At 55.1% G+C, this 15987-nt stretch carries 28 protein-coding genes; all 28 read left to right on the forward strand.

Going from position 1 to position 15987, the window contains the following annotated elements; genetic code table 11:
* The first annotated feature begins 41 nt into the window (after positions 1-41).
* Complete coding sequence (tuf, locus tag ABWH92_RS13275) at positions 42-1217, forward strand: elongation factor Tu (RefSeq protein WP_375568696.1); 1176 nt, start codon at positions 42-44, stop codon at positions 1215-1217.
* A 108-nt stretch (positions 1218-1325) separates the two neighbouring features.
* Positions 1326-1640, forward strand: a complete 315-nt coding sequence (gene rpsJ / locus ABWH92_RS13280) for a 30S ribosomal protein S10 (RefSeq protein WP_375569099.1) — start codon at positions 1326-1328, stop codon at positions 1638-1640.
* 55 nt (positions 1641-1695) lie between these two features.
* Complete coding sequence (rplC, locus tag ABWH92_RS13285) at positions 1696-2415, forward strand: 50S ribosomal protein L3 (RefSeq protein WP_375569101.1); 720 nt, start codon at positions 1696-1698, stop codon at positions 2413-2415.
* Entirely contained in the window at positions 2415-3035 is a 621-nt protein-coding gene (gene rplD, locus ABWH92_RS13290; RefSeq protein WP_375569103.1) for a 50S ribosomal protein L4, read from the forward strand. Before rplC ends, rplD begins: the two co-directional genes overlap by 1 nt.
* Positions 3032-3328, forward strand: coding sequence for a 50S ribosomal protein L23 (locus tag ABWH92_RS13295; protein WP_375569105.1), 297 nt, complete (start codon positions 3032-3034; stop codon positions 3326-3328). The genes rplD and ABWH92_RS13295 overlap by 4 nt, the downstream gene beginning before the upstream one ends.
* 22 nt (positions 3329-3350) lie before the next feature.
* The gene (gene rplB / locus ABWH92_RS13300; RefSeq protein WP_375569107.1) at positions 3351-4190 is read left to right on the forward strand and encodes a 50S ribosomal protein L2; all 840 of its coding nucleotides are present in this window, start codon (positions 3351-3353) and stop codon (positions 4188-4190) included.
* A 10-nt stretch (positions 4191-4200) separates the two neighbouring features.
* Complete coding sequence (rpsS, locus tag ABWH92_RS13305; protein ID WP_375569109.1) at positions 4201-4479, forward strand: 30S ribosomal protein S19; 279 nt, start codon at positions 4201-4203, stop codon at positions 4477-4479.
* 1 nt (position 4480) lies between these two features.
* Complete coding sequence (gene rplV / locus ABWH92_RS13310; RefSeq protein WP_375569111.1) at positions 4481-4861, forward strand: 50S ribosomal protein L22; 381 nt, start codon at positions 4481-4483, stop codon at positions 4859-4861.
* Positions 4861-5601, forward strand: coding sequence for a 30S ribosomal protein S3 (rpsC, locus tag ABWH92_RS13315; RefSeq protein WP_375569113.1), 741 nt, complete (start codon positions 4861-4863; stop codon positions 5599-5601). The genes rplV and rpsC overlap by 1 nt, the downstream gene beginning before the upstream one ends.
* Before the next feature lie 128 nt (positions 5602-5729).
* Positions 5730-6143, forward strand: coding sequence for a 50S ribosomal protein L16 (rplP, locus tag ABWH92_RS13320; protein ID WP_375569115.1), 414 nt, complete (start codon positions 5730-5732; stop codon positions 6141-6143).
* A gap of 18 nt (positions 6144-6161) precedes the next feature.
* A complete protein-coding gene (gene rpmC / locus ABWH92_RS13325) occupies positions 6162-6365 on the forward strand; it encodes a 50S ribosomal protein L29 (protein WP_375569116.1) in 204 nt (67 codons plus the stop codon).
* 23 nt (positions 6366-6388) lie between these two features.
* Entirely contained in the window at positions 6389-6649 is a 261-nt protein-coding gene (gene rpsQ, locus ABWH92_RS13330) for a 30S ribosomal protein S17 (RefSeq protein ID WP_375569118.1), read from the forward strand.
* Between the two features lie 35 nt (positions 6650-6684).
* Positions 6685-7053: a 50S ribosomal protein L14 gene (rplN, locus tag ABWH92_RS13335; protein WP_375569120.1), complete on the forward strand. Its 369-nt coding sequence runs from the start codon at positions 6685-6687 to the stop codon at positions 7051-7053.
* A gap of 2 nt (positions 7054-7055) precedes the next feature.
* A complete protein-coding gene (gene rplX, locus ABWH92_RS13340) occupies positions 7056-7373 on the forward strand; it encodes a 50S ribosomal protein L24 (RefSeq protein WP_375569122.1) in 318 nt (105 codons plus the stop codon).
* Positions 7366-7920, forward strand: a complete 555-nt coding sequence (gene rplE, locus ABWH92_RS13345) for a 50S ribosomal protein L5 (RefSeq protein ID WP_375569124.1) — start codon at positions 7366-7368, stop codon at positions 7918-7920. Before rplX ends, rplE begins: the two co-directional genes overlap by 8 nt.
* A gap of 25 nt (positions 7921-7945) precedes the next feature.
* On the forward strand, positions 7946-8251 hold the full coding sequence (rpsN, locus tag ABWH92_RS13350; RefSeq protein WP_375569126.1) for a 30S ribosomal protein S14: 306 nt from the start codon (positions 7946-7948) through the stop codon (positions 8249-8251).
* A 13-nt stretch (positions 8252-8264) separates the two neighbouring features.
* Positions 8265-8663: a 30S ribosomal protein S8 gene (gene rpsH / locus ABWH92_RS13355; protein ID WP_375569128.1), complete on the forward strand. Its 399-nt coding sequence runs from the start codon at positions 8265-8267 to the stop codon at positions 8661-8663.
* Positions 8664-8705: 42 nt separating this feature from the next.
* A complete protein-coding gene (gene rplF / locus ABWH92_RS13360) occupies positions 8706-9239 on the forward strand; it encodes a 50S ribosomal protein L6 (protein WP_375569130.1) in 534 nt (177 codons plus the stop codon).
* 82 nt (positions 9240-9321) lie between these two features.
* Complete coding sequence (gene rplR / locus ABWH92_RS13365) at positions 9322-9681, forward strand: 50S ribosomal protein L18 (RefSeq protein WP_375569132.1); 360 nt, start codon at positions 9322-9324, stop codon at positions 9679-9681.
* A 113-nt stretch (positions 9682-9794) separates the two neighbouring features.
* Positions 9795-10346 (forward strand): 30S ribosomal protein S5, encoded by a 552-nt coding sequence (rpsE, locus tag ABWH92_RS13370; RefSeq protein ID WP_375569133.1) that lies wholly within the window; start codon positions 9795-9797, stop codon positions 10344-10346.
* 30 nt (positions 10347-10376) lie between these two features.
* The gene (rpmD, locus tag ABWH92_RS13375; RefSeq protein ID WP_375569135.1) at positions 10377-10568 is read left to right on the forward strand and encodes a 50S ribosomal protein L30; all 192 of its coding nucleotides are present in this window, start codon (positions 10377-10379) and stop codon (positions 10566-10568) included.
* A 101-nt stretch (positions 10569-10669) separates the two neighbouring features.
* Positions 10670-11176: a 50S ribosomal protein L15 gene (gene rplO / locus ABWH92_RS13380; RefSeq protein ID WP_375569137.1), complete on the forward strand. Its 507-nt coding sequence runs from the start codon at positions 10670-10672 to the stop codon at positions 11174-11176.
* A 97-nt stretch (positions 11177-11273) separates the two neighbouring features.
* The gene (secY, locus tag ABWH92_RS13385) at positions 11274-12608 is read left to right on the forward strand and encodes a preprotein translocase subunit SecY (protein WP_375569139.1); all 1335 of its coding nucleotides are present in this window, start codon (positions 11274-11276) and stop codon (positions 12606-12608) included.
* Positions 12605-13189 (forward strand): adenylate kinase, encoded by a 585-nt coding sequence (locus ABWH92_RS13390; protein WP_375569140.1) that lies wholly within the window; start codon positions 12605-12607, stop codon positions 13187-13189. Before secY ends, ABWH92_RS13390 begins: the two co-directional genes overlap by 4 nt.
* A 293-nt stretch (positions 13190-13482) precedes the next feature.
* On the forward strand, positions 13483-13851 hold the full coding sequence (rpsM, locus tag ABWH92_RS13395) for a 30S ribosomal protein S13 (protein ID WP_375569142.1): 369 nt from the start codon (positions 13483-13485) through the stop codon (positions 13849-13851).
* Positions 13852-13962: 111 nt separating this feature from the next.
* On the forward strand, positions 13963-14352 hold the full coding sequence (gene rpsK, locus ABWH92_RS13400; protein ID WP_375569144.1) for a 30S ribosomal protein S11: 390 nt from the start codon (positions 13963-13965) through the stop codon (positions 14350-14352).
* A gap of 133 nt (positions 14353-14485) precedes the next feature.
* Positions 14486-15502, forward strand: coding sequence for a DNA-directed RNA polymerase subunit alpha (locus tag ABWH92_RS13405; RefSeq protein ID WP_375569146.1), 1017 nt, complete (start codon positions 14486-14488; stop codon positions 15500-15502).
* Between the two features lie 28 nt (positions 15503-15530).
* Positions 15531-15959: a 50S ribosomal protein L17 gene (rplQ, locus tag ABWH92_RS13410; protein ID WP_375569148.1), complete on the forward strand. Its 429-nt coding sequence runs from the start codon at positions 15531-15533 to the stop codon at positions 15957-15959.
* Positions 15960-15987: the final 28 nt, after the last annotated feature.

Here is a 15987-nt window from a genome sequence, read left to right on the forward strand (position 1 = left end):
AAGATTAACACGACGTCAGTCGAGATTACGGAGAGCCGAAAATGGCGAAAGAGAAGTTTGAGCGTAACAAGCCGCATGTGAATGTTGGCACGATTGGTCACGTTGACCATGGTAAGACGACGTTGACGGCGGCGATCACGAAGTATTTTGGTGACTTCAAAGCCTATGATGAGATTGACGGTGCACCTGAAGAGCGTGCCCGCGGTATCACCATCTCAACGGCGCACGTTGAGTATGAAACACCCAACCGTCACTACGCACACGTCGACTGCCCAGGCCACGCTGACTATGTGAAGAACATGATCACCGGTGCGGCGCAGATGGATGGCGCGATCCTGGTGTGTTCAGCTGCTGATGGCCCGATGCCACAGACCCGCGAGCACATTCTGCTTGCCCGCCAGGTTGGTGTGCCAGCGCTGGTGGTGTTCATGAACAAGGTTGACCAGGTCGACGATGAAGAGCTGCTTGAGCTTGTCGAAATGGAAATCCGTGAGCTGCTGTCGTCTTACGAGTTCCCAGGCGATGATATCCCCATCGTGGCCGGTTCGGCTCTGGCCGCTCTGGAAGGCAAGACACCTGAAATCGGTGAGACCAAAATCCGTGAGCTGATGGAGCATGTGGACAGCTACATTCCACAGCCTGAGCGTCCGGTGGACCAGCCGTTCCTGATGCCGATCGAAGACGTGTTCTCGATCTCTGGTCGCGGTACGGTTGTGACCGGCCGTGTGGAACGCGGTGTTGTGAATGTTGGCGAAGAGATTGAAATCGTCGGCATCCGTGACACGCAGAAAACCACCTGCACGGGCGTTGAGATGTTCCGCAAGCTGCTTGATCGCGGTGAAGCGGGCGACAACATTGGCGCGCTGCTGCGTGGTGTTGGCCGTGAAGATGTTGAGCGTGGCCAGATCCTCTGCAAGCCAGGCTCGGTGACGCCGCACACGAAGTTTGTGGCTGAAGCCTACATCCTGACGAAGGAAGAGGGTGGCCGTCACACGCCGTTCTTCACCAACTACCGCCCACAGTTCTACTTCCGCACGACCGATGTGACCGGCATCGTGACGCTGAAAGAGGGCGTGGAAATGGTGATGCCGGGCGATAATGTTGAGATCAATGTTGATCTGATCGTGCCGATCGCGATGGAAGAGAAGCTGCGCTTTGCCATCCGCGAAGGCGGCCGTACCGTCGGCGCCGGCGTCGTCTCCAAAATCGTCGAGTAGACAGACTAACAGCGCGCAGCTGCCTTTGGATTGGCTGCGCGCTTTTTCGTTCCCTCGTGAAACCCCAAACGTCGGGTCTCACACATTAGATAGGCAGAAGGTTCGGCCATGAACGGACAGAACATTCGAATTCGATTGAAAGCGTTCGACCATCGTGTCCTCGACACGTCGACCGTTGAGATCGTTTCGACCGCAAAGCGGACAGGCGCGCAGGTGCGTGGCCCTATCCCGCTTCCAACGCGGATTGAAAAATTCACGGTCAACCGCTCGCCGCACATCGACAAGAAGAGTCGCGAGCAGTTTGAAATCCGTACCCATAAGCGGCTTTTGGACATCATCGACCCAACCCCACAGACAGTGGACGCGCTGATGAAGCTCGACTTGTCTGCTGGTGTGGATGTGGAAATCAAGCTGGGCGGCTAAGCCACCCGGTTTTTAAGAAACAAGCGTTTGAAACGCGATTAGAAGGACGGGACCCATGCGGTCAGGACTTATCGCACAGAAGGTGGGCATGACCCGCATCTTCGCCAAAGACGGGCGTCATATCCCCGTGACGGTTTTGAAGATCGACAATTGCCAGGTGGTTGGCCACCGCACCGTGGAAAAGAATGGCTACACAGCCATGCAGCTCGGCTGCGGCCTTGCTAAGGTTAAGAACACGACCAAAGCTGAACGCGGTGCGTTCGCCAAGGTGAATGTTGAGCCGAAGCGTAAGGTTGTTGAGTTTCGGGTATCGGAAGACAACTTGGTTGATGTCGGTGCTGAGTTCACCGCCGATCATTTTGTTCCGGGCCAGTATGTCGACGTATCCGGTACGTCCATCGGTAAAGGCTTCGCCGGTGCTATGAAACGCCACAATTTCGGTGGTCTTCGCGCTTCACATGGTGTGTCGATTTCGCACCGCGCGCACGGTTCAACCGGTCAGTGCCAGGATCCTGGCAAAGTCTTCAAAGGTAAGAAGATGGCTGGTCAGATGGGCAATGAGCGTGTGACTACGCAGAACCTCAAAGTCGTCAAGACGGACGTTGAACGCGGCCTGATCATGGTTGAAGGCTCTGTCCCTGGTTCTAAGGGCGGCTGGATCATGGTTCGTGACGCTGTGAAGAAGTCTTTGCCTGGTGATGTTCCAACACCTGGCGCGTTTCGCGCTCCAGCTGGTGCAGCCAATGAGACAGCTCAAGTTGAGGAGGCCGTCTAATGGATATCAAGGTCACCAAGCTTGATGGTAAGGCTGCCGGTAAGGTTGCTGTGTCGGAGGAAGTTTTCGGTCTTGAGCCGCGAGCTGATCTCCTGCAGCGGATGGTGCGCTATCAGCTCGCTAAGCGTCAGACTGGCAATCACAAAACCAAGCAGCGTGGAGAGATTGCGCGTACAGGTGCTAAATTCGGCAAGCAAAAAGGCGGCGGGCGTGCCCGTCACGGTTCGCGCCGGGTTGGGTCATTTGTTGGCGGTGGCAAGGCCCACGGTCCACGCGTGCGTTCGCATGCTCATGATTTGCCGAAACGCGTTCGTGCCTTGGCTCTTCGCCACGCGCTTTCTTCAAAAGTGAAGGCTGAGAACTTGATTGTGGTTGAAAGCTTCGCAGATGTTGAAGCCAAGACAAAGGTTGTTGCTGGAGTTCTCGGTGAACGCGGCCTGACCAACGCTCTGTTCATCGATGGTGCATCGGTGAACGATAATTTCGCCAAGGCAGCCCGGAACCTTCCAAATGTAGATGTGCTGCCGGTGCAGGGCATCAATGTTTACGACATTTTGCGTCGCAACACGCTGGTCCTGTCCAAGGATGCTGTCGATGCGCTGGAGGCGCGCTTCAAATGAGCTCGAACCCAACCCATTACGACGTGATCGTCTCGCCGGTGATCACTGAGAAATCGACGATGGCATCTGAAAATGGCCAGGTGATGTTCAACGTTTCACCGACCGCCACCAAGCCGCAGATCAAGAAAGCTGTCGAAGCTTTGTTCTCGGTGAAGGTTAAGGCTGTGAACACACTTGTCCGCAAGGGCAAAGAAAAGCGCTTTCGCGGCATGATTGGTCACCAGTCGGACGTCAAGAAAGCGATCGTGACTCTTGAAGATGGCCAGTCCATCGACGTGACGACCGGTCTTTAAGGCGAAGTGAGGATTTAGAACAATGGCATTGAAGACATTCAATCCAACATCGCCGGGACGCCGCCAGTTGGTTGCAGTTGACCGCTCTGCTTTGCATAAGGGCAAGCCGGTCAAGCAGCTTACCGAAGGCTTGACGTCGAAAGGTGGTCGTAACAACACCGGTCGTATCACCGTGCGTCGTCGTGGCGGTGGTGTGAAGCGCACCTACCGCATCATCGATTTCAAGCGTCGGGAAAAGCTTGGCGTTGTTGGCACAGTGGAGCGTCTTGAGTACGATCCGAACCGGACTGCATTTATAGCGTTGGTGACCTATGAGGATGGTGACCAGGCCTACATTTTGGCGCCGCAACGCTTGTCCGAAGGCGACAAGGTGATCTCTGATGAGAAAACCGACGTAAAGCCAGGCAACGCTATGCCGCTTGCGTCCATGCCTGTTGGCACGATCATCCACAATGTGGAACTCAAGATCGGTAAGGGCGGTCAGATCGCTCGCTCCGCTGGTGCGTATGCGCAACTTGTTGGTCGCGACGGCGCGTATGCGATTGTTCGTTTGCAGTCTGGAGAGCAGCGTCTCATCCACGGTCGTTGTTTTGCATCGGTTGGGGCCGTGTCGAACCCCGACCACATGAACACCAACCTTGGTAAGGCTGGTCGTGCACGTTGGCTTGGCCGTCGTCCATCGGTTCGCGGTGTTGTTATGAACCCGGTTGATCACCCGCATGGTGGTGGTGAAGGTCGTACGTCTGGTGGCCGTCACCCGGTGACGCCATGGGGCAAGCCGACTAAGGGCAAGCGGACTCGCTCGAACAAGGCGACCGATAAATTCATCATTCGCTCGCGCCATCAGCGCAAGAAGAAATAACGGAGCTCCCATGTCACGTTCGGTATGGAAAGGCCCGTTTATCGACGGGTACATTTTAAAGAAGGCTGATAAGGCGCGTGAAAGCGGTCGGAACGATGTGATCAAGATTTGGTCGCGCCGCTCGACAATCCTTCCGCAGTTCGTCGGTCTGACTTTCGGTGTCTACAACGGCCAGAAGCACATTCCGGTTTCGATCTCGGAAGACATGATCGGCCACAAATTCGGTGAGTTTGCGCCAACGCGCACCTATTACGGTCATGCCGCCGATAAGAAGGCAAAGAGGAAGTAAGATGGGCAAGGCATCGCGTGAACGCTCGCTTGCTGACAATGAAGCTCAGGCGGTTGTCCGTCGGCTTCGTATCAGCCCGCAGAAGTTGAATTTGGTCGCTGCAATGATCCGCGGCAAGAAGGTTGATAAGGCGTTGGCCGATCTGACCTTCTCGCGCAAGCGCATCGCAGTTGACGTAAAGAAAGCACTGGAATCGGCAATTGCTAACGCCGAAAACAACCACGATTTGGATGTCGACAACTTGGTTGTCGCGCAGGCTTTCGTCGGTAAGGCGTTGGTAATGAAGCGTTGGCAACCGCGTGCGCGCGGTCGTGTTGGTCGGATTCAGAAGCCATTTTCGAACTTGACCATCGTGGTTCGTGAAGTTGAGGAGGCCGCTTAATGGGTCAGAAAGTCATCCCAACAGGCTTGCGCCTGGGCATCAACAAAACGTGGAACTCACGTTGGTTCGCTGACAATGATTACGCCAAGCTCCTTCATGAAGATCTCACGATCCGTGAGTTCATCACAAAGAAGCTTCCGACTTTCGTGAAAAGCGATGGCGGTCGTGCCAAGGGCGGCGCTGATCCAGCGATCTCAAAAATTGTGATTGAGCGTCCGCTTAAGAAGTGCCGGATTTCGATCCACACGGCGCGTCCAGGCTTCATCATTGGCCCCAAGGGGGATAATATTGAGAAGCTGCGCCGTGCCATCTCTAAGATGACGGACAGCGAAGTGCATCTCAACATCGTTGAAGTGCGCAAGCCTGACACAGACGCAACGCTGGTCGCTCAGTCCATTGCCTCGCAACTTGAGCGTCGTGTTGCCTTCCGTCGTGCCATGAAGCGCGCGGTGCAAAACGCGATGAAAGCTGGTGCCCTGGGCATCCGTATCAACTCTGGCGGTCGTTTGGGCGGTGCTGAGATTGCCCGTGTGGAATGGTACCGCGAAGGTCAAGTTCCGCTGCACACACTGCGCGCAGATGTTGACTACGGCACTGCAGAAGCAAAGACCGCCTACGGTATCATTGGTATCAAGGTTTGGATCTACAAAGGCGAGATCATGGAACATGATCCGCTCGCCTCTGAGCGCCGCGCACTGGAAGCCTCCGGTGGTGGTGGCGGCGGACGTCGCCGCGATTAAACACACGCATTGATTTGGCGTGCCCGCCGTTTGGACGGCGGTCTCGCCGTTGTGAACTGACTTTTTAAGACGTGCCTTGCGTCCGTGATTGCAGCGGAGACCGGGCATAAAAAACAGGAACGAAGACGATGCTTCAGCCGAAACGCACCAAGTTTCGCAAACAGCATAAGGGCCGCATCAAAGGCGTGGCAAAGGGTGGCACGACGCTGACCTTTGGTGCCTTTGGCCTGAAAGCTCAAGAGCCTGAGCGTGTGACAGCGCGCCAGATTGAGGCGGCTCGCCGTGCCATGACACGCCACATGAAGCGTGCCGGCCGAGTGTGGATCCGCATCTTCCCAGATGTGCCGGTGACAAAGAAACCGACCGAAGTGCGTATGGGTAAAGGTAAGGGCTCGGTGGAATATTGGGCAGCCAAAGTGAAACCTGGTCGCATCATGTTCGAGATCGATGGTGTTTCGGAAGATGTAGCCCGCGAGGCGCTTCGCCTTGCGGCAATGAAGCTTCCGGTGAAGACGCGCTTCGTTCAGCGCATTGGCGAATAGCGGCAGGAGACCAGAGAGATGAAAGCGCAAGACGCAGCCCTCATGACCCCTGACCAGCTTGTGGACGAGTTGGTGAAGCTGAAGAAAGAGCAGTTCAATCTGCGCTTTCAGCGCGCCACGGGTCAGTTGGAGAACACCGCGCGTTTCCGGCAGGTTCGCCGATCCATCGCGCGCATTAACACTGTGCTGAACGCCAAACGGCGCGAAGCGGCGAACGCCTAGCGTTCGTCACGAGGAGATAGACCATGCCAAAACGCGTTCTGCAGGGCACCGTGGTGAGCGATAAAACCGACAAGACCGTTACCGTGCTTGTCGAGCGACGCTTCACGCACCCCCTTCTGAAGAAGACTGTGCGTCGTACAAAGAAGTACCATGCGCATGATGCTGATAATTCCTTCAAGACTGGCGACATTGTTCTGATCGAAGAATGCCGTCCACTCTCGAAGTCGAAAAATTTCATGGTTCTGGCCGATGAATCGCGCGCGCTGATGGCGTCGCACGGTTGATCGTTTCAGTTGATTTATAAGAGAGGCATACGGCCATGATTCAGATGCAAACAAACCTCGACGTCGCCGATAATTCCGGCGCGCGCCGTGTTATGTGCATCAAGGTCCTGGGCGGCTCCAAGCGCAAGTACGCTGGCGTGGGCGACATTATTGTTGTCTCCGTGAAGGAAGCCATCCCCCGGGGTCGGGTGAAAAAGGGTGATGTGATGAAGGCGGTCGTTGTGCGCACCGCTAAAGACATCCGCCGCCCAGACGGTTCTGTGATCCGGTTTGATCGCAATGCTGCTGTTCTGGTGAACAACAACAAAGAGCCTGTTGGCACGCGTATCTTTGGCCCAGTGCCGCGCGAACTGCGCGCCAAGAGCCACATGAAGATCATCTCGCTTGCACCGGAGGTGCTGTAGTTATGGCTGCGAAGATCAAAAAAGGTGACACCGTTGTAGTGCTCGCCGGTCGTGACAAGGGTCGATCGGGCCAGGTCATGCAGGTGATGCCGGCTGAAAATCGTGCGCTCGTTCAAGGCGTTAACATGGTGAAGCGTCACCAGCGTCAGACGGCGAACAGCGAAGGCGGCATCATTTCCAAAGAAGCGCCGATCCAGATTTCGAACATTGCCTTGCGCGATCCGAAAGATGGGAAACCGACGCGCGTGCGTTTCCAGATTCAAGACGATGGCACCAAGGTGCGCGTCGCCAGCCGCTCGGGAGAAGCGATCGATGGCTGATTATACACCACGCATGAAGTCGCTCTATGAGAGCGAGATCAAGGGTAAGCTGAAGGAAGAGTTTTCCTATGCAAACCCGATGCAGATCCCAGCGCTTGACAAAATCGTCCTAAACATGGGCGTTGGTGAAGCTGTGGGTGACTCCAAGAAGGTGAAAACCGCGGCTGAAGATTTGACAGCTATTGCCGGTCAGAAAGCAGTGATCACGCATGCCCGTAAGTCGATCGCCGGCTTTAAGGTGCGCGAGCAGATGCCGCTTGGCGTTAAAGTCACTCTTCGTAAGACGCGCATGTATGAGTTTCTCGACCGGTTGGTGACAATCGCACTGCCACGTGTTCGTGACTTTCGCGGGCTGAACCCGAAAAGCTTTGATGGCAATGGCAACTACGCCATGGGGATCAAAGAGCACATCGTCTTCCCTGAGATTGACTATGACAAAGTCGACCAGGTGTGGGGTTTTGATGTGATCGTGTGCACCACGGCGGACAATGATGATGAAGCGCGGGCTCTGCTCAAGCACTTCAACTTCCCGTTCCGCACGAACTGACGCGTTTTTCAAAGGATAGAGATAGATGGCTAAGAAAAGCGCCGTTGAAAAGAACAACCGCCGCCGCAAGCTGGTCGATCATTACGCCCAGAAGCGCGCTGAGCTAAATGCAATCGTGCATGACAAGAGTGCAAGCCCTGAGGAACGTTTCAACGCGACGATGAAGTTGGCTGAGTTGCCGCGTAACTCGTCTAAAACGCGCGTGCGCAACCGTTGCAACGTAACAGGTCGTCCACGTGCCTATTATCGTAAGCTAGGTATGTCGCGTATTGCGTTGCGTGAGTTGGGTTTGGCCGGCGATGTGCCCGGCCTAGTGAAATCAAGCTGGTAGGAGGATCTTCACGATGGCGATGACAGATCCGATTGGTGATATGTTGACGCGCATTCGCAATGCGCAGATGCGGAACAAAACAAGCGTGGTTGCTCCTGCTTCCAAGCTTCGTGAACGTGTGCTTCAGGTGTTGGCCGATGAAGGCTACATTCGTGGTTTTGCGCGCACGGAGATGGACGATGGCAAGTCGGAAATCAGCATTGAGCTGAAGTATTTCGATGGTGCACCTGTGATCCGCAAAATTGAACGTGTGTCCAAACCTGGACGCCGCGTTTACGCGTCGGTCCGCAACATTCCAACCGTGAACAACGGCTTGGGTGTGTCGATCCTGTCAACGCCAAAAGGCGTGATGGCGGACCATCAGGCGCGCGAAGAGAATGTTGGTGGCGAGGTTTTGTGCCAGGTCTTCTAAGCACTGCTTGGAAGAAACCGGTCCAATGAAAGGAAGAGATTAATGTCTCGTATCGGTAAAAAGCCGGTTGCGCTGCCTAGCGGTGTAACGGCCGATGTCAAAGGTCAAACCGTTTCGGTCAAAGGCCCTAAGGGTGAGTTGGTCGTTACAGTTGTTGACGAGTGCTCCGTGTCCATGGGCGATGACGGCATCGAGGTAAGCCCTCGTGGCAAGGATAAGCGTTCGCGTTCCATGTGGGGCATGTCCCGCACATTGGTGAACAACATCGTTGTCGGTGTTTCGGATGGCTTTGAGAAGAAGTTGGAGCTCAATGGCGTTGGCTATCGTGCGCAAGCACAAGGGTCGAAACTGACCTTGGCGCTCGGTTACTCTAATGACGTCATCTACGACGTGCCTGAGGGCGTTTCGGTTGCCGTGCCGAAGCCAACGGAAATCGTGTTGTCTGGGATCGACAAACAACGCGTTGGCCAGGCGGCTGCGGAAATCCGTAAGTTCCGTCCGCCGGAGCCTTACAAAGGTAAGGGCATCAAATATGCGGATGAATACATCTTCCGCAAAGAAGGTAAGAACAAGTAAGGCATGCGAGTTGCCGTGCCTGGCCGTCCCAATCTGCTTGGGAGACGTCCATGCGGTGCTCCGTTTTTGAAAAGGCAGAACAATGGCCCATAAAACATCGACCGAACGTCGCCGTGAGCGCGTTCGCCGTCAGGTTCGCAAAGTTGCAAACGGACGCCCACGTTTGTCCGTTTACCGTTCAGGTCGCCACATCTATGCGCAAGTGATCGATGATCTGGCTGGTCGCACGGTTTGCGCAGCATCATCGCTTGAAAAAGATATGCGCTCGAGCCTGAAAACAGGCGCTGACACCAATGCTGCAGCTGAAGTCGGCAAGCTGGTCGCCAGTCGTGCCAAAGAAGCTGGTGTTGAGAATGTGGTCTTCGACCGTGGTTCTTATCGCTACCATGGCCGCGTTAAAGCGCTGGCCGATGCAGCCCGTGAAGGTGGCTTGAACTTCTAATTTTAGGTGAGGGTGGCTCTCCACCCTTTTGGTTCCCTCCGGTCTGCATAGAAGGCAGATCGCACTTGGCAGCTGGCTATCATGGCCCCTGCAAGACACATAAGGATAGTTTGATGGCTCAACGTGACCGCAATCGCGACCGCGACGAAGAGAAAAGTGAATTTGTCGACAAGCTTGTTCACATCAACCGCGTTTCAAAGACGGTGAAGGGTGGTAAGCGTTTCGGCTTTGCAGCTCTTGTTGTTGTTGGTGATCAGAAAGGCCGTGTTGGTTTCGGCCACGGCAAAGCTCGCGAAGTGCCTGAGGCAATTCGTAAAGCAACAGAATCTGCTAAGCGCGGGATGATCCGCGTGCCGCTGCGCGAAGGCCGTACCCTGCACCACGATGTCAAAGGTCGTCATGGCGCTGGCAAGGTTCTCTTGCGCGCTGCACCCGCTGGTACCGGTATTATTGCTGGTGGTCCAATGCGTGCGGTTTTCGAGACGCTCGGTATCCAAGATATTGTTGCCAAGTCGCAAGGTACGTCCAACCCTTACAACATGATCCGCGCCACTTTCGACGCGCTGCGCGAAGAAGACAGCCCGCGTTCGGTTGCTGCTCGCCGTGGTTTGAAAGTTTCGGTGCTTCAAGCACGTCGCGGTGATGTCGCCGCGGTGGATGCTTAGGCGCTCACCAGACAGGTAAGGATAAGATCGATGGCACAATCAAAAACCATCACGGTTGAGCAAATTGGCAGCCCCATTGGGCGCCAGCCAGATCAGCGTGCAACGCTTATCGGCCTCGGCCTGAACAAAATGCGCCGTAAACGGACGTTGGAAGACACACCTTCTGTGCGCGGTATGATCCACAAGGTGCGCCATTTGGTGCGTGTGGTTGAAGAAAACTAACTGAGACGGGGCTGCCAGTTGGCGGCCTTGTTCTCGTCTGAAAGCGAGCGGTATAGGCAGGACCGATTGTCCTCCGATGCCGCGCAAGTGGAGACAAAATCATGAAGCTCAATGAAATCGCCCCTATGCCAGGGTCTGCCAAAGCCAAACGTCGCGTCGGTCGCGGCATTGGTTCGGGCAAAGGCAAGAACACAGGCACTGGTGTTAAAGGCCAGAAGTCGCGTTCAGGTGTCGCCATCAAGGGTTTTGAAGGCGGCCAGATGCCGATGTATCGCCGCCTGCCTAAGCGTGGCTTCAACAATGTTTTTGCCAAGGCCTATTCAGAAGTGAACGTTGGCCGCATTCAACAGGCGGTTGATGCTGGCAAACTAGACGCCAAAGCTGCCATTGATGCTGCCGCGTTGGTTGCAAGTGGTGTTGTCACCAAGCTTGAAAAAGATGGTGTTCGCCTGCTTGGTAACGGTGAGTTGAAGGCCAAGGTTGAGATCACCGTTGCGGGCGCTTCGAAAGGCGCGATTGCTGCGGTTGAAAAGGCCGGCGGCAAGGTCCACATCGAAGAAACCAAAGAAGCTTCGGGCAAAGCCGGGGCAAGCAAAGTCGCCAAATAATCCGGATTGGCCCAGTTCGGCTGGGCCTCTCTTGCTCTTTTTGAGCCCTGATGGATGCCTTTGATGGGCATATGTTGGCCAAAGGAATTGAAGACGCATGGCATCAGCAGCTGAGCAGCTAGCTTCAAACTTCTCTCTTAAAGCGTTCGGTAAAGCCGAAGAGCTCAAAAAGCGCATCTGGTTCACGCTGGGTGCGCTTTTGGTCTATCGGCTTGGGACTTATATCCCGATGCCTGGTATCGAACCGCAGGCTTTTGCTGCGGCGTTTGATCAGGCCGCGCAGGGCGTTGTCGGCTTGTTCAATATGTTCACCGGTGGCGCTGTAGAGCGCATGGCGGTGTTTGCGCTCGGCATCATGCCGTACATCACGGCCTCGATCATCATTCAGCTGATGACGACGGTATCGCCGAAGTTAGAGCAGCTGAAGAAAGAGGGTGAAGCCGGCCGTAAGGTTATCAATCAGTACACCCGCTATGGCACAGTGTTTCTGGCTGCGATCCAGGCATACGGTATCTCAGTTGGCCTGGAATCATCCGGTACCATCGTAACTGATCCGGGCTGGTTTTTCCGTCTAACGACTGTGATCACGCTTGTTGGCGGTACGATGTTCCTGATGTGGCTTGGTGAGCAGATCACCGCGCGCGGCGTTGGCAACGGTATCTCGCTGATCATTTTTGCTGGTATTGTCGCCGAGCTTCCGCGCGCGTTGGCTCAGACCCTTGAGCTTGGCCGCCAGGGCGCTATCGGCACCGGTATCATTCTGACAATCATTATTCTGGCAATTGTTGTGATTGCTTTCATTGTGTTTGTTGAGCGTGCACAACGCCGTTTGTTGATTCAGTATCCTAAGCGCCAAGTCGGCAATCGCATGACGCAGGGCGAAAGTTCGCACCTGCCACTGAAGCTCAACACGGCTGGTGTTATCCCGCCGATCTTTGCTTCGTCTTTGCTGCTGTTACCGGCAACGCTGGCAGGCTTTTCAGATGGCACCGAGGCGACCGGCTGGATCACAACGCTGACCGCGTTGCTTGGTCATGGGCAGCCAGCCTACATGTTGCTTTATGCAGCTGGTATTATCTTCTTCGCGTTCTTCTACACCGCGATCGTCTTCAATCCGGCCGATACCGCTGACAATTTGCGTAAGCACGGCGGGTTCATTCCTGGCATTCGTCCAGGTGAGCGGACGGCCAATTACATCGATTTCGTGCTGACGCGCATTACGGTTGCTGGTGCTGCTTACCTCACCATCGTCTGTCTCATACCCGAATTTCTCATATCCTATTCTGGCGTTCCCTTTTATTTCGGAGGTACATCGCTTCTCATCGTGGTCTCTGTGACCATGGATACCGTTCAACAGGTGCAAGGGCATTTGCTGGCGCACCAGTATGAGGGGCTTGTGAAGAAGTCGAAACTCCGGGGGAAACGTAGATGAGATTGATCCTTCTTGGACCGCCAGGCGCGGGGAAGGGAACGCAGGCCGCACGGCTTGTTGAGACATATGGCATAGTTCAGCTGTCTACAGGCGACATGCTTCGCGCTGCAGTTGCTGCGGGCACTGAAACAGGTCTCAAAGCCAAGGCTGTGATGGAAGCAGGCGATCTGGTCTCTGATGAGATCGTCAACCAAATTGTTTCTGATCGGATTTCTGAACCGGACTGTGCTCGGGGGTTCATCCTCGATGGTTATCCGCGCACATTGGCGCAAGCGGATGCGGTTGAAGAGATGATGCAACGTAAGGGTCGGCGACTGGACGCTGTTGTTGAGCTGGTCGTCGATGATCGAGCTTTGGTTGGCCGGATCGTTAAGCGCGCTGAGGATGCCAAGGCCGCAGGTCAGCCAGTGCGCAAGGACGACACGCCTGAGGTCTTCGATGAACGTTTGCGTGCTTACTACAAAAGCACCGCTCCGCTGACTGGCTACTACTATGCCAAAGGCAATCTCAAAACGATCGATGGCATGGCATCCATTGATGAGGTTACTGCGGAGATTAATGCGGTTCTGAAGGCGCTGTAGAGTTCAGGCAGCACTTTTTTATGCTGAAAAGTGTGAGGCGCCTTATGCTGATGCCTCTTTCAGTCGCGAAAGAGCGGCGTAACTGTTGACAAATGGTCAATCAGGCAATACGCGCATGGCTCTTCCCGACAAACCATTCGGTTGCGCCTTGTGGGCGAGCTGATTGTTTTATGAAGAAACCGCATGGGCCGGCCTCCACCGGACGCGGTTGTACCCATTGTGGGAAACCCTTTGCGAAGGGTCAGTATGGGCACAGTCTTTTCGTCTGTGCCCCGTAAGATGGAGATGGTGGTATGGCCCGCATTGCAGGCGTCAACATTCCTACGAATAAACGCGCGATCATCGCGCTCCAATACATTCATGGTATCGGTGCAGCGAAGGCTGCGGAGATCATCGAAAAAGCTGGCATTGACCCCAGCAAAAGGGTCAACGAGTTGGCCGATTCAGATGTGATCCAGGTACGTGAGATCATCGACCGCGACTACATGGTCGAAGGTGATCTTCGCCGTCAGACGAGCATGAACATCAAACGCTTGATGGATTTGGGCTGCTATCGTGGCCTGCGTCATCGTCGTGGATTGCCAGTGCGCGGTCAACGCACACACACCAACGCTCGTACCCGCAAGGGTCCTGCGAAGGCGATTGCTGGCAAGAAGAAGTAAGAGGTGGCGCGACTTGGTCGCGCCTAACCTTCGGTGGAGCCAACCGGGCTTTCACGGTCGCCATGTGGGCGCCGGGCAACGGTTGGCGATGAGATCGACATAAGGACCAAAATGGCTAAAGAAGCTGGACGCGTTCGCCGCCGCGAGCGCAAGAACATCACTTCAGGCGTGGCGCATGTGCGTTCGTCTTTTAACAACACCATGATCACCATCACCGATGTACAGGGCAACGCGATTTCCTGGTCATCGTGCGGAACGATGGGATTCAAAGGATCGCGTAAATCTACCCCTTATGCAGCTCAAGTTGCAGCTGAAGATGCTGCCAAAAAGGCATCGGAGCATGGCGTAAAGACGCTGGAAGTTGAAGTCTCTGGTCCAGGTTCGGGCCGTGAGTCGGCCCTGCGCGCGCTCCAAGCTGCTGGGTTTACGATCACGTCCATTCGCGATGTGACGCCGATCCCGCACAATGGTTGTCGTCCGCCGAAACGGCGCCGGGTGTAAGAGGCCAACGCCTCGACATCATCACTGGCTTGGTGAACCGGGTGGCGGCACCCAAATCCAAGCTTTCCCTTCAGGCGCATAGTTGGTCACCCAAACCAACTGTTGGATGCGCAAGACCCAAAGGGGTGCACCCATGATCCATAAGAATTGGCAGAACCTGATTAAACCAAGCAAACTTGAAGTGAAGACCAGCGAAGACGGTCGGATCGCCCAAGTGATTGCTGAACCGCTTGAGCGTGGCTATGGCCTAACGCTTGGCAATGCTCTGCGCCGTATTCTGCTGTCGTCCATTCAGGGCGCATCGGTTACTGGCATGCAGATCGACGGCGTGCTGCACGAGTTTTCCTCTATCCCTGGTGTGCGTGAAGACGTCACGGACATCGTGCTGAACGTTAAAGAGATAGCTTTGCGCATGGAAGGCGAAGGCCCCAAGCGCATGATTGTTCGCAAGCAAGGCCCTGGTATCGTCACAGCTGGAGATATCCAGACGGTTGGCGATGTTGAAATCCTCAACCCAGACCATGTTCTCTGCACCCTCGATGAAGACTCTGAAGTCCGCATTGAGTTCACGGTGAACACCGGCAAAGGCTATGTGGAAGCTGAGCGTAATCGCCCGGACGATGCTCCGATTGGCTTGGTGCCCGTCGACGCTCTGTTCTCGCCGGTCAAGCGCGTGGCCTACAAGGTGGAAAACACCCGTGAAGGTCAGATCCTCGACTATGATAAGCTAACGCTGGATATCGAGACAAACGGTGCGGTGACTGCTGAAGACGCGATCGCTTACGCTGCGCGTATCCTTCAGGACCAGCTCCAGATCTTTGTGAACTTCGAAGAGCCTGAGAAAGAGCAGGTCGAGGAAGAGCTGCCTGATTTCCCATTCTCACCAGAGCTTCTCAAGAAGGTCGACGAGTTGGAGCTTTCAGTGCGTTCGGCCAACTGCTTGAAGAACGACAACATCGTTTACATCGGCGATCTGATCCAGAAAACCGAAGCAGAGATGCTTCGTACGCCGAACTTTGGTCGCAAGTCGCTGAATGAAATCAAAGAAGTGCTCGCTTCGATGGGTCTGCATTTGGGCATGGATGTGCCCAATTGGCCGCCTGAAAACATCGACGAGCTTTCTAAGCGTTATGAGGAACACCAGGTCTAACGACCTCGGTTAAAAAAGGAGAAGGGCCATGCGCCACGGTAAATCAGGCCGCAAGCTCAACCGCACATCGAGCCATCGCAAAGCGATGTTCGCCAATATGGCAGCATCGCTGATCACCCACGAGCAAATCAAAACAACGTTGCCGAAAGCCAAAGAGCTCAAGCCCATCGTCGATAAGCTCGTCACACTCGCCAAGCGTGGCGACCTGCACGCGCGTCGTCAGGCGCTTAGCCAGGTTCGCGACGAAGCTGCCGTGCGCAAGCTGTTTGGGGTTTTGGGAGAGCGTTATTCCGAGCGTCCAGGGGGTTACACGCGTGTGCTCAAAGCTGGTTTCCGTTTCGGTGACAATGCACCGGTTGCGATCATTGAATTGGTTGACCGCGATGTAGAGGCCAAAGGTGCGGAAGATCGCGCGCGCGTTGAAGCTGAAGAAGAAGCTGAAACAGTCGCAGCATAGTGAACGGCCATCATTGGCAATAGAATGA

This window comes from Ahrensia marina (assembly GCF_042140245.1).
Lineage (GTDB): Bacteria > Pseudomonadota > Alphaproteobacteria > Rhizobiales > MH13 > MH13.

What these genes read in the sequence shown, in the direction of transcription:
- rplR (WP_375569132.1), top strand. Translation starts at nt 9,322, where the DNA reads ATGGCCCATAAAACATCGACCGAACGTCGCCGTGAGCGCGTTCGCCGT.
- rplN (WP_375569120.1), top strand. Translation starts at nt 6,685, where the DNA reads ATGATTCAGATGCAAACAAACCTCGACGTCGCCGATAATTCCGGCGCG.
- rplX (WP_375569122.1), top strand. Translation starts at nt 7,056, where the DNA reads ATGGCTGCGAAGATCAAAAAAGGTGACACCGTTGTAGTGCTCGCCGGT.
- rplP (WP_375569115.1), top strand. Translation starts at nt 5,730, where the DNA reads ATGCTTCAGCCGAAACGCACCAAGTTTCGCAAACAGCATAAGGGCCGC.
- rplC (WP_375569101.1), top strand. Translation starts at nt 1,696, where the DNA reads ATGCGGTCAGGACTTATCGCACAGAAGGTGGGCATGACCCGCATCTTC.
- rplB (WP_375569107.1), top strand. Translation starts at nt 3,351, where the DNA reads ATGGCATTGAAGACATTCAATCCAACATCGCCGGGACGCCGCCAGTTG.
- rpsM (WP_375569142.1), top strand. Translation starts at nt 13,483, where the DNA reads ATGGCCCGCATTGCAGGCGTCAACATTCCTACGAATAAACGCGCGATC.
- rpsQ (WP_375569118.1), top strand. Translation starts at nt 6,389, where the DNA reads ATGCCAAAACGCGTTCTGCAGGGCACCGTGGTGAGCGATAAAACCGAC.
- rpsS (WP_375569109.1), top strand. Translation starts at nt 4,201, where the DNA reads ATGTCACGTTCGGTATGGAAAGGCCCGTTTATCGACGGGTACATTTTA.
- rpsK (WP_375569144.1), top strand. Translation starts at nt 13,963, where the DNA reads ATGGCTAAAGAAGCTGGACGCGTTCGCCGCCGCGAGCGCAAGAACATC.
- rplD (WP_375569103.1), top strand. Translation starts at nt 2,415, where the DNA reads ATGGATATCAAGGTCACCAAGCTTGATGGTAAGGCTGCCGGTAAGGTT.
- secY (WP_375569139.1), top strand. Translation starts at nt 11,274, where the DNA reads ATGGCATCAGCAGCTGAGCAGCTAGCTTCAAACTTCTCTCTTAAAGCG.
- rpmD (WP_375569135.1), top strand. Translation starts at nt 10,377, where the DNA reads ATGGCACAATCAAAAACCATCACGGTTGAGCAAATTGGCAGCCCCATT.
- rpsN (WP_375569126.1), top strand. Translation starts at nt 7,946, where the DNA reads ATGGCTAAGAAAAGCGCCGTTGAAAAGAACAACCGCCGCCGCAAGCTG.
- rpsC (WP_375569113.1), top strand. Translation starts at nt 4,861, where the DNA reads ATGGGTCAGAAAGTCATCCCAACAGGCTTGCGCCTGGGCATCAACAAA.
- rplO (WP_375569137.1), top strand. Translation starts at nt 10,670, where the DNA reads ATGAAGCTCAATGAAATCGCCCCTATGCCAGGGTCTGCCAAAGCCAAA.
- ABWH92_RS13295 (WP_375569105.1), top strand. Translation starts at nt 3,032, where the DNA reads ATGAGCTCGAACCCAACCCATTACGACGTGATCGTCTCGCCGGTGATC.
- rplV (WP_375569111.1), top strand. Translation starts at nt 4,481, where the DNA reads ATGGGCAAGGCATCGCGTGAACGCTCGCTTGCTGACAATGAAGCTCAG.
- rpmC (WP_375569116.1), top strand. Translation starts at nt 6,162, where the DNA reads ATGAAAGCGCAAGACGCAGCCCTCATGACCCCTGACCAGCTTGTGGAC.
- ABWH92_RS13390 (WP_375569140.1), top strand. Translation starts at nt 12,605, where the DNA reads ATGAGATTGATCCTTCTTGGACCGCCAGGCGCGGGGAAGGGAACGCAG.
- rpsJ (WP_375569099.1), top strand. Translation starts at nt 1,326, where the DNA reads ATGAACGGACAGAACATTCGAATTCGATTGAAAGCGTTCGACCATCGT.
- rpsE (WP_375569133.1), top strand. Translation starts at nt 9,795, where the DNA reads ATGGCTCAACGTGACCGCAATCGCGACCGCGACGAAGAGAAAAGTGAA.
- rplE (WP_375569124.1), top strand. Translation starts at nt 7,366, where the DNA reads ATGGCTGATTATACACCACGCATGAAGTCGCTCTATGAGAGCGAGATC.
- rplQ (WP_375569148.1), top strand. Translation starts at nt 15,531, where the DNA reads ATGCGCCACGGTAAATCAGGCCGCAAGCTCAACCGCACATCGAGCCAT.
- ABWH92_RS13405 (WP_375569146.1), top strand. Translation starts at nt 14,486, where the DNA reads ATGATCCATAAGAATTGGCAGAACCTGATTAAACCAAGCAAACTTGAA.
- rplF (WP_375569130.1), top strand. Translation starts at nt 8,706, where the DNA reads ATGTCTCGTATCGGTAAAAAGCCGGTTGCGCTGCCTAGCGGTGTAACG.
- rpsH (WP_375569128.1), top strand. Translation starts at nt 8,265, where the DNA reads ATGGCGATGACAGATCCGATTGGTGATATGTTGACGCGCATTCGCAAT.
- tuf (WP_375568696.1), top strand. Translation starts at nt 42, where the DNA reads ATGGCGAAAGAGAAGTTTGAGCGTAACAAGCCGCATGTGAATGTTGGC.